The sequence below is a fragment of the Limnohabitans rimovensis (SeqCode) genome (assembly GCF_965234775.1).
Classification (GTDB): domain Bacteria; phylum Pseudomonadota; class Gammaproteobacteria; order Burkholderiales; family Burkholderiaceae_C; genus Limnohabitans; species Limnohabitans rimovensis.
The window spans coordinates 153,637-166,597 of record NZ_OZ248562.1; the positions used below are offsets into that span (position 1 = coordinate 153,637).

Consider the following 12,961-nt stretch of genomic DNA (forward strand, 5'->3'; position numbering starts at 1 on the left):
TTGAAACCTGAAGAACCGAGAATAATCATGGAACTCAAGCGCATTCTGGCCCGTGACGTCAAGTCAGCCAACGAAAAAGCGGTCGCCCTCTTCGGCAGTGACGTGCTGGTCATCTCCAGCTGTCAAGTCCGGGGGCAAACCGAACTGATCGTGGCCGTTGACATTGAGCCCATCCCGGCAGAGCTGGCCTTGCAAGAGGACGAGGCCACGCCCATCGTGCGCGCGGCCCCAGTTGTCAAACAAGGGCCATTTGCCGAGTTGTTGGGTCAGTCCATGGATCAAAATCGACGCAAAGAAATGCCACGCAGCGCAGAAGCGAAAGCCCAAGCCGTGGTGGAAGCCGCGCCAGCGGTCACCAAAGAGGCTGAAAAGTCCGACCATGACGAACGCGACTACCTGCGTGGCCGTGAAATCGTGGCCATGGTGCGCGATGAACTGGCCAACCTGCGCAAAGAATTCAAAATGGGCCAGCAAATGGCGATGTGGCAAGGCGGCGTGCCCTTGGCCCGTGGTTTGCTGCCCTTGCGCAATGCCCTCAATGAGGCGCCCATTCCAGCCGCCTTGCGCGCTTTGCTGATGGACAGCATCAAAGACCATGAGGAAATGGATGGTGCGATGAAAGAAATTCGCCGCCAGCTGTCGCACAGCTTGCAAGACATTGGCGCGGACATGCCCAGCCAGGGCGTGCATGTGCTCGCTGGCCCCTCGGGGGCGGGCAAAACACTGATGGTGGCCCGCTTGGCCAACCACGCCGCAATGGAGCAAGGCTGCGAAAAAGTGGCCATCATCAGCTACAACGATCAGCGCGCAGGGGCCTGGAACCAAACCCAGCTGCTCAGCGCACAATCGGGCGTGGACTGTTACCGCGCCAACAATGTGGCCACCCTCAAACTATTGCTCGACGAGTTGTCGGCGCGCAGCTTTATTTTGATCGACACCCCGGGGGTGCAAATGGCCGAACGTTTGGCCGATATCGGCTCGGTGTGTGGCAGTGCCCATTTCCATGCCGTCATCCCTGCCGATGCCTCATCGGTCACCATCCGCCGCTTGTGCGACCAAAACACCAAACCTTGGGATGGCCTGATCTTGACCAAGCTCGATGAATCATCGCAGCCGTGGCCGTTGATCCAGCTGCTCACCGAAGGCTCGCACCGCGTGTGTGCCGCCAGCCGTGGCGAGCGCAGTGGCGACTGGAACAAAATGACCTCAGCCAGCGAGTTGGTGGACATTGCCTTGCACAACCTGAGCGTCCCAGAGGAACATAAAGCCGAGGCATCGGTCGACGACATGCAACACAAGTTGGCCATGGCCAGTGCCCGCATGGCCCAAAAAATGGGCGTTACCCACCAGAGTATTCAGCATGGCCCAGCTTAAAACCGAAGTCATCGGCATTGCCAGTGGCAAAGGCGGGGTGGGCAAAACCACCACCGCCATCAATTTGGCCGTGGCTTTGCAAATGATGGACAAACGCGTTCTGCTGTTTGATGCAGACCTGGGTTTGGCCAATGCGCAAATTGCATTGGGCGTTCGCTCAGAGTACAACTTGGGCCATTTTTTGGCGGGCGAAAAGTCCTTGGCAGAAATCATGGTCAAAACCCGCCAGGGTTTGACCCTCATCCCCGGCGGTTCTGGCGTGCAAGAGTTGGCGGGTTTGAGCCATTTGCAATCGGCCAGCATCGTGCAAGCCTTCAGCACCTTGACCGAAGAAATTGATTTCTTGATCGTGGACCTCGCCGCAGGCATTTCCCCCTCCGTGATGACCTTTTTGGGCGCTTGTCAACGCCGCTTCATCGTGGTCAAGGACGATCCGTCCTCGATTGCCGACGCTTATGGCACCATCAAGGTCATGAGCCAAGAAATGAAGCTCGATGAAATCTACCTGATCCCCAACATGGTCGAGAGCCAGACCGCCGGCTGGAAGTTGTACAACCGCATCAACGATGTGTGTGTGCGCTTTTTGGGCCAGCCCGTGCAGTACCTGACATCCATCGAGTCCGATGAAATGGTCTTGACGGCCCTGAAGAAATACCAGTCCGTTTTAGAGTTGGCACCCGGCACGGGTGCATCAAGAGATTACCGTCGCTTGGCTGATTTCTGCCAACAGCTGCGCCCCATCGACCCCTTGTCGGGCGGGATGCAGTTCTTCATGGAACGGTTGATCCAAAACAAACCGGAGGCGCCATGAGAGCCCTGTCCCCAGTTGCGATGTATCAGCAAAGCCAGCCCAAGGGTGATGAATTGGTGTTGGCCCATTTGGGTTTGGTCAAGCGTGTGGCCATTCACCTCAAAGCCCGTGTGCCGGCCTTCATGGAACTCGACGAGCTGATCCAGGTCGGTATGTTGGGTTTGTTGGAGGCATCGAAAGCCTTCGACCCAGCCAAGGGCGTGGAATTTGAGAACTTTGCCCACAGCCGGGTGCGTGGTGCCATGCTCGATGAGGTGCGTCGCTTGTCCTTTTTGCCGCGCTCAGCGGTGGCCTTCAACAAAGAACACAACGAAGGTGTTCATGTGCTGGCCAGCGAATTGGGCCGCAACCCCACAGAATCGGAAATTGCCGAATTCATGGGCAAAGACTTGGAAGAGTTTCAGCGCGAGCGCGGCAAAGCCCGCCGTTTTGAAACCTACTCGCTGGAAGTGGTCACCGAAGAGGTCATGGGCATTGCCGACGATGCCTCGCACCAACCCGATGTCATGGTGGAAGAGGCCGAATTCATGGACGCCGTCACCGCCGCGATTGGCGAATTGCCAGAGCGCGAGCAAACGGTGATGCAGCTGTATTACGTTGAAGAGCTGAACTTGAAAGAAATTGGCGAGGTTTTGGGTGTGAGCGAGTCCCGCATCAGCCAAATTTTGTCTTCGGTGGTGAAAAAACTCCGTGGCACCTTGCAAATTGAACCCAACGGCGGTGGCATGGTCAGGCGAGTGGCATCATGAGCAGCTTTTTCCAACTCTTTTTGGCCTGGGGCGTTCTGCTCTTGGTGATTTTGGTGTTGTACTTGATCGACAAGATCAACATCATTTATCAGCGACAAGCCCAAGACGCCAGCGAACCCGCTTACAGCGACGGATTGTTTGGCGAATTGGTTGGAAAAGCCTTGTGGGACGCCATGAGTGGCATCCCTTTGCCTGGTTTTGACCCCAAGTTGGTGCAAGACCTCAAGCCCCACTACGAGCCCGTGCTGCGCCAGCACATTGAGCACACCTTTTTGCAAGGTGTGACCGATCATCGCGAAGGCCGCGCCGGTGTGCCGGTCAACAACCGCATGATCCCCACGCCGCGTGGCTCTGTCGAGTCATGGATGCCCTTGCACCATTTGTCCAGTCTGTACCAATGTGGTGTGGAGCATGCCCAAAATAAACCCGCAGACCGCTTGCGCGTGCAACAAACCCTGGACCAAGTTTGCGTCATGCTGTACGCACGGGCTGGCTTGGATTTGAAAGACCCGTTTTCTCGCATCTTGATGGAGCCCATCAACCCGGGTGAGCCCGAGCCCGAGTTGGCTGCCCCTGAGGCCCCGCCTGAGCAAATGCCGGCCCAAGCCGACGCTCCATCCGAAGCGATGCCACCCCCAGATTTGGCGGCTCAAACGCCCACAGACCACGCCCAGCCTGCTGATGCAGAGCCCGAAGCTGTGGAACCCATGACGCTGGGCCAAGCCCTGCCCCAGCAAGCCAAGCCGGTGCCTGCATGAAATCGACCCATTTCACCCCCATGACTCAAGTTTGCGCCACTGCGACCGAATCTGTTTGCGTCCAACAACGATTTCAGGAGTAGATGCAGATGCGAGCCAATCAAAAAGCCATAGCCTCATACGGGGATGTCAAAGTCACCACCGGTGTGGCCACTGCCAACAATGTTCAATTGATTCAAATGCTGTTTGACGGCCTGCTGGAGAGCTTGGCCACGGCCAAAGGCCACATCCAAAACGGTGCCATTGTGGACAAAGGTAAAAGCATTGCCCGCGCCAGCCGCATCGTGTTGGGTCTCCAAGGCGCCCTCGACTTTGAGCGTGGCGGCGATTTGGCCAACAACCTCAATGAGTTGTATGCCTATGTCACCCGCCGTTTGTTGTACGTCAATGCGCGCAATGACTTGGACGCATTGGAAGAAATCTACGGTTTGATGAATGAAATTCGTGCCGCCTGGGAAGGTGTGCCCGATTTGATTCCTGCTTCACCCCAGCCGGGGGTGTTCATTAACTGATCGGGCCGCCCGGGCCATCGGCCAAACGGCGGAAATATCAGTTAATCTCGCGCATGCGTGATTTTTGAGGTGCGCTACCCAGGCTTTTCCTGGGTCGTGCCGCTTGTTTGGAGAGTTAGATGGTTGCTATCGTTGGCTTGGTTGTGTTGATGATTTGTGTGTTCGGGGGCTTCATCATTGCCGGTGGATCCTTGGCGCCCATCATCAAGGCCGCACCTTATGAAATGTTCATCATTGGCGGCGCTGGTATTGGCGGCATGATCACTGGCAACAGCGGTGTGATTCTCAAAGGTGCTTTTGGCGGTTTTGGCCGCGTGATCAAGGGCCCGAAGTACAAAAAAGAAGACTATTTGGCCGTCATGCTCTTGGTGGCCAAGATCATGAAAACGCTCAAAACCGAAGGGGCGGTGGCGCTGGAGGCGCACATCGAAAACCCCGAGGCCAGTGCCATCTTTGGCGAACACCCACCCATCTTGCACGACCACGATTTGCTTGACTTGATTTGCAACACCGTGCGTTTGATGGTGGTGTCGTCCAGCAACCTCAGCCCCTACGCGGTGGAAGACGTGATGGACGCAGCGATCAAGTTGCACCACCACAACGAACTCAAATACTCTGGTGCCTTGGCCACCCTGGCCGGTGCCTTGCCCGCGCTGGGCATTGTGGCCTGCGTGTTGGGTGTGGTGAAGACCATGGGCGCCATTGACCAACCCCCGCCGGTGCTCGGTGGCCTGATCGGTTCCGCCCTGGTGGGTACCTTCTTGGGCGTGTTCTTGGCTTACGGCATCGTCGAGCCCTTTGCCTCGCGCTTCACCCAGGTGATTGACGAAGAAGGCGAAATGCCCAAAGTGGTGAAACAAATCATCATCGGCACCCTTCACGGTCACCCCATGCCTTTGATCATCGAAGCCGCCCGCGCTTGCGTCAGCCACCACAACCAACCCACGTTTGCCGAGGTCTTTGACGGCATGCGAGGCAAGTAATGGCGACAGAGGAAGAGAAAAAGCCCGAAGGCGAGGCGGCACCGGCCGAGTCGCCCGCGCCCGTCATCATCATCAAAAAGGTGATGGACGATGGCCATGGCGGCGCCCACGGCGGCGCTTGGAAGATCGCCCTGGCCGACATGATGACGGCCATGATGGCCTTCTTCTTGTTGATGTGGTTGCTGGGTGCTTCCACCGACGACCAGCGCAAAAGCATTGCCGACTATTTCAAGCCCACCTCGCAAAGCCTGATTGCCATTGGCCAATTGGCGGGCTCTAACGGCATTTTGGGCGGGCGCTCGATCATCGACCCCGATGGCTTTCCTTACTCTGCCAAACAAACCGGATTGCTCGAGCGCTTGACCCCGCGTTCTGAGGGCGGCCCCAACCCCGACACCGAACCCGGCCCAGAAAACGAAAACGAAAACGCCGACCCCGACAAACTCACGCCCGAGCAAAAGAAAAAGATCGCGGCCGAGGCCGACCAAGCCAACTTTGACAAGCTGGAGAAAGAGCTCAAGCAAAAATTGTCCGAGAACAAAAAGCTGGAAAACCTCAAAGAGCAGGTGTCGATCACCCGCGAAAAAGACGGTTTGCGCATTGAAATCATTGACAAAGCCGACTTCGCCATGTTCCCCAGTGGCCAGGTGTCCATGCAGGGCAGGGCCCAGGCCTTGATCAACGAGGTGGCGGCTTCTTTGGCCGACATGCCCAACAAAATTGCCATTCGCGGCCACACCGATGCGGTGCCCTTTCAAAACGCCGAGGGGCGCAACAACTGGTCGCTGTCGGCCGAGCGGGCCGAGGCCACGCGCAAAATGCTGGAGAAAAATGGCATCAAAGAGAGTCGCTTTTCAAAGATCGAAGGCGTGGCCGATACCGACCCCTTCAATGCCAAAGACCCGCGCGACCCACGCAACCGGCGCATGAGCATCACCGTTCAATACCAAGATCCGTGATTTCGGTTTGGGGTCGAGATGAAAAAAGCGGGCTTTAAGCCCGCTTTTTGATGTCGATCGCAGGCTCAGCGGCCCGGGATATCAACCGTATTTCAGTTCGTATTTATTGATTTTTTCGATCAAGGTGGTGCGCTGCAAATTGAGCAACTTGGCCGTGCGCGACACATTGCCTTGGCTGCGTTGCAGGGCTTGTTCGATCATGCTGCGCTCTATGTCGGCCAAGCGCTCTTTGAGTGAGATGCCGTCTGGTGGCAATTGCGGCAGGCCCTGGGCCAGCATGATGATGTTCTCCACCTCGCGGTCTTCCAAGGTGGGCTGATCGTCCATCTCCAGCAAACCTTCGGGCAAACCAAAAGCGTCGGTGGCTGGCGGCGACAAAGTCTCCACGCGGTTCAGCGGTGCCGGTGAGAGATTGGCGCGCAAGGGGTGCAAGCCTTTGGGCAGCAAGCTCAAGGGAATGGTGCGCAAGTCCAGCTCTTTGCCGGCGTACAAGGTGCTGAAGCGGTCGACCAAATTGGACAATTCACGCACATTGCCCGGCCAGCCATAAGTTTGCAAGGCCTCTAAAAAGTCCAGGCGAAAGCGCACCGGGTTGGCCCCGCGCACTGCAAAGCGCTTGGCAAAGTGTTGCAGCAGCATGGGCACGTCGCTGGCGCGTTCGCGCAAAGAGGGGGTGACCAGCGGAATCACATTCAATCGGTAGTACAAATCTTCGCGAAACCGGCCGGCTGAAATTTCTGACTCTAAATCGCGGTGTGTGGCGGCAATGACACGCACATCGATGTCCACCTGTCGCGTAGACCCCACAGGGTCCACACTGCGTTCTTGCAACACGCGCAGCAATTTGACCTGCATGTCCAAGGACATATCGCCAATTTCGTCCAGAAACAAGGTGCCACCGTGGGCCAACTCAAAGCGGCCAATGCGGTCGGCCACAGCGCCAGTGAAAGCGCCCTTGCGGTGACCGAAAAGTTCGCTTTCCATCAGCTCTGCGGGGATGGCGCCGCAATTAATAGGCACAAAGTTCCCGCCCGCGCGGTCAGACTGCTCGTGCAGCATGCGCGCCAAAACCTCTTTGCCAGTACCGCTTTCGCCCGTGATCAGCACGGTGGCATTCGATGGGGCCACGGCAGACACCATTTCGCGCAGGGCATTGGCGGCTTCGCTGTGACCGATGTAATGGGTGACCATGGGCTCTAAATTAGTGAATGAATTCATTGTGTTCATCCACGCCAAACATGCAAGTCCACAAAAGTATTCGATACCCGCATTTGTCTGAGGCTGGGGTGTAAAGCTTGGCCACTTGATGCCGATCTGAGAGAGGACCCTGTTAACAACCTGGTTCTGTCAGATGAACCTGCGATATATCACTCAAGAGGATGTGGCCATGAAACGTATTTCCAGCATTTTGTCGTTGTGCGGTGTGGTGCTGCTCCAAGCCTGCCAGGGCTTTCCCATGAAAGTCGACACCACCGTGTTCACGCCACCTGGCGCAGCTGAGCCGGCCCCGGCCAAGCCGCCCGTCTCCATGGTCTCGCCGATGATGGAAAAACGCGAAACCTTTGTCGCCACCGGCTACTCGGTGATCAGCGTGCAAAACAGCAAAAACCCATCGCAGCAGCGGCTGTTGGCCATCCGCGCCTCCAAGCTCGATGCCTATCGATCGCTGACCGAGCAGGTGTATGGCCAGCAATTGGACGCGACCACCACGGTGGCCGACATGACCGTGATCAACGATAACTTCCGCGCCCGTGTCGAAGGCGTGGTTTACGGCGCGCAGTTGGTGAGCATCACCCCAGTGGGCGAGGACACCTATGAAACCACCTTGTCGCTGGATCGCCAAGTGGTGATGGACTTGCGCGCTTTGTATTTGAGCCAACTGGCCCAACGCGGTCGTTGATCAGCGCTCCATGTCCACAAAGCCGCGCATGAAAACACCCCTTCCTTGTTTGCCCTGGGCCTTGGCCCTGATGTGCGCCATGCCCATCGGCGCAGCCTGGGGCCAATCGGGCCCCACCCCGGCCCATGTGCAGGCGGCCCAACAAAAGCTGCAAATGGTCGACATTTCGGCCGATCAGCGCTTGGCCGCATTGCGCCAATCGCTGCTGAAAACAGCCATGGAAGGCCCCACCGAGGTCAAGAGCACACAGTGGATTGACCACACCGGTGCTTTGCGTGAGAGCAGCAGCTTCACCTCCGGCATGTTGGTGCGCGGTGTGCGCGTGCTCAGCGACCCGGCAACCCCTGGGGTGGAAAAAGTCCAGGCCAAAGACCAACAAGCCTTGCTCGAAAAAGCGTGTGAGCGCTCTGCCCATGAACGCGCCAGCCCTTGGCACCATGTCACGCTGGATGTGTTGGTGTCGCCCCACCTGAACCCTGCTGACCGGTTTCCCGCTCAGCAAATTGCGCGCGAATTGCGCCAGCAAATCCACCACCGCACCGCGCAGTCACCCCATTGGCGCGTCAGCAACAAGGTGAGCTATGCCAACCCGTATGAAAAAGCCTTGCTCACCCAAGGCGAGCAAAACCTGCCCTGGCGCTTGAATGTGATGGTCGGCTTGGACCCACAATCCACACCGGCCAACCCCACGTTTGCCTTGCGTTGGGAAGTCTCTCACCGCATGGAGCGGGCCCTCTTTTTGACCCAACAGCATTGGGTCACCTTGCCCCAAGCGGGAGTGGCGGCATCGGGCTTGGAGCCTGTGGTCAGCGCACAAATCCAAGCCGTGGTGGAAACCTTTCACCGCGCCATGGACACGCGCATGGCTTGTTTGCCGCCGCAATTTGAAGCCCAGCTTGACCAGGGCAAAACCTTGCGCATCAATGCCGGCCACCTGAGTGGTTTGCGCTTGGGCGATGTGCTGGTGATTGCCGACCGTCAAAAAATACCCGCGCGCATCATGGAACCCGGCAACCTCGAGGGGGTTACCCTGGCCGAGGTGCGTTCGGTCTATGCTTACAGCGCCGAACTCAAAACCATTGCCGGTGTGATGCCCAAGGGTGCGGCCCAATGGGTTGCCGTGCCCTACACCCCATGAACTTCCAGGAGAAACGCATGCTTGACCTCAACCGCACGCCCTTGATCCGCGCCAGCCTTGGCTGGGCCCTGTGGGCTGGTGCCTTGACTTTGGCTGGGCCAGCCTTCTCGGCCGAACCGTCCCCCGCGGGCGGCAGCGCCGCTGCACAGGCTGCATCCAAATCGGGCGCTGCCGCCGTGAAATACACCGTGCGCGAAGGCGACACCTTGGACAAGGTCATTCGTTTGCACATGGGCAACAGCCCGTTGCGCATTGAAATTTTGCGCGACGCGGTGGTCAAACAAAACCCCCATGCGTTTGTCAAGGGATCCACCAAGGTGTTGTTGGCCAACGCGGTCATCACCGTGCCCAACCACACCGAACTGCTGCAAATGCAGTTGGGTTCGGCCCTGCCCAAGGCAGAGGCAGCCCCCCCGGCCACCACCAGCACCTCGATGGTGGACGATCGCCGCAAAACCTGGGTGCGCTATCCTTGACGCGCGCCGCCCAGAGGCGGCAGCGGAGGTCACACCATGTTGGGTACCGAAAGCGTTCTGAGCACTTTGCGTCCCATGCCGGTGCAGTTGGACACGCGCCCGCATTGGATAGAAAACATGCAAGCCAGGCAATTGGGCTTGCAAGATGGTCAAGTGGTGCAAGCCACGGTCGAAGAAAAAGATGGCCGTGTTCGGCTGTGGTTGAAAGACTTTTCATTTGACTTGCCCAACGGCTGGGTGCTCAAAGATGGCGACAAGCCTTTTTTGCGCGTTTTGGTCAACCCGAGTGGGTGGGGCTTTTTGATTCAAAACCCCAGCGAGGCCGTGGCCGCGCAGGCCAAATTCAACATCACCTCTGCCCAAGGGGCAGACAAGGCCCACCCCGATGGGGTCGGCTTGGGCGGCTCGACCGGTGGCTTGGCCGAGGAGGTGCTCAGCCCATCGGCCACCACCAACCGGCTCAATACCTTGGTGTTTCAACCACCTGGTTTCGCCGCATTCAGACAGCTGTTGCAAATGATCGACACGCGCGGCCCCCCCATGCTGCAGTTGTCCGGTGAGCAGTCGGCCTTGCTGTCCCGTTTGTCGGGCATGGGCTTGTCCATGGGTCAGCTGCAGCCGTTTGGGTTGCGCAAAGCATTGGCACCCTATTTCAAATCCATGGAGAGCCAGTTGTCGCAGCGCGGCAAGGTTGAAGACGAGCCCCGCTCATTGATCCGCCAGTTGTTGGCCAGCTTGGGCGAAGAGGACACGGGGGCTTCCGTCAATGGGCTGTCGGAAGACCTGCACAAAGCCTTGAATGAAATTGAGGCCGCCCAAGTCCAGTCTGCGCTCGACCTGCACCGTGGCGAGTTGAACCTGCGCTTGCTGCTGCCCTTCACCGACGCAGATCCGGTGGAGCTGCACTTTCAGCGACCGCCGCGCCAACCGGGGGAAGAAAATCCGCCGCTCAGCGTTGACATCCATTCGCAAAGCCGACTGTTGGGCGAGGTGTGGCTGCACACCTTGATCAAAGCGGGCCAACAGGTGGAGTTGACCATGTGGGCCGTGCGCGAAGATGTGGCGCAACAAGCACGCTCACACGCCACGGAATTGGTTTTGGAGTTGGGTGCGGCGGGCTTGGAGTTGCAACAATTTCAAATCTACAACAGCCCGCGTCCCGGCAGTGATCAGACCCGATCTGCACCGGAACGCGGCCTGGTGGTGGACGCATTGGCATGAGGCTGCTGTGTTGAAAGACCGCTTCCAAGCCATTGCCCTGGAATATGGGCGCAACAAAACCCCACGGGTTTCGGCCAAGGGCCATGGCGACCTGGCCCGCATGATCTTGGCCGAAGCGGAAAAGCAAGGGGTGTTTGTGTCGCAAGACCCGCAGTTGCTGTCTTTGCTGGCGCGTTTAGAGGTGGGGGATGAAATTCCCCAAGACATGTACACCGCAGTGGCGGTGATTTTGTCGTGGGTTTATTGGCTCAAGGGCATGGAGCCAGGGGACGAGAAAAATGGTTCGGCGCGCGCGCCTTAAGCGTCGCTGTAACCGCGGCGTCTGCTCAGGCGGTTGATTTTGCCCAAACGGTCATACACCTCGACCGAGCTGGCCGGGTCATTGATGACCATGCTTTGCAAGGTGCCCCGAATCGCATCGAGTTTGCGCACGATCAAAATTTCGTTGCGCCGGTGCATGTCGCGGCACTCGACCATGCGCGATTTGAAAACATCCCACTCGCTGCCCAAGCGATCGGCGTCTTCGGGTTGACGCACGCCGCTCAGGATACTGAGTTGTTCCAACACCTGGTTTTTTTGCTCCAGCAATTGCTCAAAGTGATCCAGGTCCTGGGCTTTGAGGGCTTCGAACTCTTGCGCCAGCAAGTCCTCCAGCCCATCGATCAAGATCAGGGCTTGGGCGTGATGGGCGTCCATCACAGGTTCGAGGGCAGGATCGGCCAGCATGGGGTTGCTCAGCCCTGAACCATTTTCTCCAGCGACACAAAGCTTTCAGCAATGCGGCGCGGGTTCAAAGGGTAGTTGCCGTCGGCCAAGGCTTGCTTGATCGCCTCGACCTTGGCGCGGTTGAAACTGGGTTGCTCTTTCACGCGATCGGTCACATTGGACAAGGACAAGGTGTCAGCACCGCTGGCTTTGGCTTTGGCAGGTGCCGAATCTTCCGCGACCAGCGGGGTTTGGGGACCCTGCTTTTTATCGGTTTTTTCAATGGCACTGCGCATAGAAGCATTGGACTGCGACAGCCGGGATTGGTTATTGATGGCGTCAGACATGATGGTCTCTCTTTCTTCAACAGGGAAAGGCAATTCTTTCCGCGTCATGTGAATTATCGGCGCCAAGCTTGAGAACTTGAGCGCCAACGGCGATTAAAACGTTAATGGCTGTAAAGAGTGAATTGGTATTCATTTCTAAATCGCCTTTGCTGCATTGAAGCCGGTGACCACTGCTGACAATGATCGACCCGACTCCGGATTTTTTAAGCGAATTTGTTCACCCAAGATGCCATCTTGCTGGGCTTCGGCCCGCAAAGTGATCAAAAACCCTTTGCCTTCACCCACGGAAACCATGACTTGTTGGCCCCGGCGAACCATTTGGGCCGCTTTCAGGTCGTAGGTGCGCAAGGCGGTTTGGGCTGGCAAGTCGCGTTGCAACTCCATGTGGGTCAAGGCTGAAGCGTCGCTCAGGTAGCTGGTCTCGCCGCTGGGCAAGGCCATCTCCACCAAAGTGAATTGTTGGGGGGTCGCCACAGAACCGCGCCGGATGGCTTGATTGGCCACCAAAACCTGGCGCATCACCTGCCCTGGCTGAATTTTTGGGGCAGTGGGTGCTTGCGTTGAAGGGGCGCTCGCGGTGGGAGTTGGCACGGCTTCGGGGCGCACCATGACCTGCACAAAGTGCTGCCAAGCGGGCTGATCGCAGCGGGCGCGCACCGATTGGCGGTTGCCAAAGGGCAAATCAAATTGAATTTGTTTGGCACACGCCGGGATGTTCAAGCGGGGGTCCAAAGGGGTCACCTGCAAAGCGCCCAAAGGGGTTTGGGTCTGCTCGGCCACCCACTGGCGCGCACCCTCGTTCAATTGCGCATGACCGGCCGTTTGCGCCCCAGCCCAGCCCGCCCACAGGCCAAGCAGCAGGGCCATGGCCCAGGCGTTCGACCGCTTTTTCGGGGTGGGGGACGCGGCGTCAAAAGTGACGCTGCTTTGGGGTTTAAGTGGGCACAGCATTTGCAAGTATCTGGGTGGAGGGTGTTGAAGTTTTGACAAATCGTTGAAGACAAGACACTCCCAAGCAATTTAGATGC

16 protein-coding genes are annotated in these 12,961 nt (G+C 57.9%); 12 read left to right on the forward strand and 4 right to left on the reverse strand.

The genetic code is table 11. The annotated features are described in order from the left end of the window. Positions 1-27: 27 nt before the first annotated feature. The 7 genes from AC8GFZ_RS00765 to AC8GFZ_RS00795 all read left to right on the forward strand — a co-directional run bounded on the left by AC8GFZ_RS00765 (position 28) and on the right by AC8GFZ_RS00795 (position 6,146). On the forward strand, positions 28-1,374 hold the full coding sequence (locus tag AC8GFZ_RS00765; RefSeq protein ID WP_506641357.1) for a flagellar biosynthesis protein FlhF: 1,347 nt from the start codon (positions 28-30) through the stop codon (positions 1,372-1,374). Further along, positions 1,361-2,185 carry a MinD/ParA family protein gene (locus AC8GFZ_RS00770; protein ID WP_506641359.1) on the forward strand — a complete coding sequence of 275 codons (825 nt, stop codon included), beginning with the start codon at positions 1,361-1,363 and terminating at the stop codon, positions 2,183-2,185. The genes AC8GFZ_RS00765 and AC8GFZ_RS00770 overlap by 14 nt, the downstream gene beginning before the upstream one ends. Beyond that, positions 2,182-2,934: an RNA polymerase sigma factor FliA gene (gene fliA, locus AC8GFZ_RS00775; RefSeq protein WP_506641361.1), complete on the forward strand. Its 753-nt coding sequence runs from the start codon at positions 2,182-2,184 to the stop codon at positions 2,932-2,934. Before AC8GFZ_RS00770 ends, fliA begins: the two co-directional genes overlap by 4 nt. Further along, the gene (locus AC8GFZ_RS00780) at positions 2,931-3,692 is read left to right on the forward strand and encodes a hypothetical protein (protein WP_506641362.1); all 762 of its coding nucleotides are present in this window, start codon (positions 2,931-2,933) and stop codon (positions 3,690-3,692) included. The genes fliA and AC8GFZ_RS00780 overlap by 4 nt, the downstream gene beginning before the upstream one ends. An 89-nt stretch (positions 3,693-3,781) precedes the next feature. Continuing rightward, the gene (gene fliS, locus AC8GFZ_RS00785; protein WP_506641364.1) at positions 3,782-4,204 is read left to right on the forward strand and encodes a flagellar export chaperone FliS; all 423 of its coding nucleotides are present in this window, start codon (positions 3,782-3,784) and stop codon (positions 4,202-4,204) included. A 119-nt stretch (positions 4,205-4,323) separates the two neighbouring features. Further along, complete coding sequence (motA, locus tag AC8GFZ_RS00790) at positions 4,324-5,187, forward strand: flagellar motor stator protein MotA (protein WP_506641366.1); 864 nt, start codon at positions 4,324-4,326, stop codon at positions 5,185-5,187. Next, entirely contained in the window at positions 5,187-6,146 is a 960-nt protein-coding gene (locus AC8GFZ_RS00795; RefSeq protein WP_506641368.1) for a flagellar motor protein MotB, read from the forward strand. Before motA ends, AC8GFZ_RS00795 begins: the two co-directional genes overlap by 1 nt. Before the next feature lie 81 nt (positions 6,147-6,227). Here the strand turns inward: AC8GFZ_RS00795 and AC8GFZ_RS00800 are convergent, their stop codons facing one another. Next, positions 6,228-7,364 carry a sigma-54 interaction domain-containing protein gene (locus tag AC8GFZ_RS00800; protein ID WP_506641370.1) on the reverse strand — a complete coding sequence of 379 codons (1,137 nt, stop codon included), beginning with the start codon at positions 7,362-7,364 and terminating at the stop codon, positions 6,228-6,230. 169 nt (positions 7,365-7,533) lie between these two features. Here AC8GFZ_RS00800 and AC8GFZ_RS00805 point away from each other — a divergent pair, with 169 nt between their 5' ends. Genes AC8GFZ_RS00805 through AC8GFZ_RS00825 form a run of 5 tightly spaced genes read left to right on the forward strand, consistent with a single transcriptional unit; the run spans position 7,534 to position 11,182 of the window. Continuing rightward, positions 7,534-8,046, forward strand: coding sequence for an LPP20 family lipoprotein (locus AC8GFZ_RS00805; protein WP_506641372.1), 513 nt, complete (start codon positions 7,534-7,536; stop codon positions 8,044-8,046). A gap of 28 nt (positions 8,047-8,074) precedes the next feature. Continuing rightward, positions 8,075-9,184, forward strand: a complete 1,110-nt coding sequence (locus AC8GFZ_RS00810; RefSeq protein ID WP_506641374.1) for a hypothetical protein — start codon at positions 8,075-8,077, stop codon at positions 9,182-9,184. Positions 9,185-9,201: 17 nt separating this feature from the next. Further along, positions 9,202-9,660, forward strand: coding sequence for a hypothetical protein (locus AC8GFZ_RS00815; RefSeq protein WP_506641376.1), 459 nt, complete (start codon positions 9,202-9,204; stop codon positions 9,658-9,660). 36 nt (positions 9,661-9,696) lie between these two features. Further along, a complete protein-coding gene (locus AC8GFZ_RS00820) occupies positions 9,697-10,881 on the forward strand; it encodes a hypothetical protein (RefSeq protein WP_506641378.1) in 1,185 nt (394 codons plus the stop codon). Between the two features lie 7 nt (positions 10,882-10,888). After that, the gene (locus AC8GFZ_RS00825) at positions 10,889-11,182 is read left to right on the forward strand and encodes an EscU/YscU/HrcU family type III secretion system export apparatus switch protein (protein ID WP_506641380.1); all 294 of its coding nucleotides are present in this window, start codon (positions 10,889-10,891) and stop codon (positions 11,180-11,182) included. Here the strand turns inward: AC8GFZ_RS00825 and AC8GFZ_RS00830 are convergent. The 3 genes from AC8GFZ_RS00830 to flgA form a co-directional block, all read right to left on the reverse strand. Continuing rightward, a complete protein-coding gene (locus AC8GFZ_RS00830) occupies positions 11,179-11,607 on the reverse strand; it encodes a hypothetical protein (RefSeq protein ID WP_506641382.1) in 429 nt (142 codons plus the stop codon). The two genes, AC8GFZ_RS00825 and AC8GFZ_RS00830, sit on opposite strands and share 4 nt — an antisense overlap. A gap of 8 nt (positions 11,608-11,615) precedes the next feature. After that, the gene (gene flgM / locus AC8GFZ_RS00835) at positions 11,616-11,933 is read right to left on the reverse strand and encodes a flagellar biosynthesis anti-sigma factor FlgM (protein ID WP_506641384.1); all 318 of its coding nucleotides are present in this window, start codon (positions 11,931-11,933) and stop codon (positions 11,616-11,618) included. Between the two features lie 135 nt (positions 11,934-12,068). Further along, positions 12,069-12,800, reverse strand: coding sequence for a flagellar basal body P-ring formation chaperone FlgA (gene flgA / locus AC8GFZ_RS00840; protein ID WP_506641386.1), 732 nt, complete (start codon positions 12,798-12,800; stop codon positions 12,069-12,071). Between the last annotated feature and the right edge of the window lie 161 nt (positions 12,801-12,961).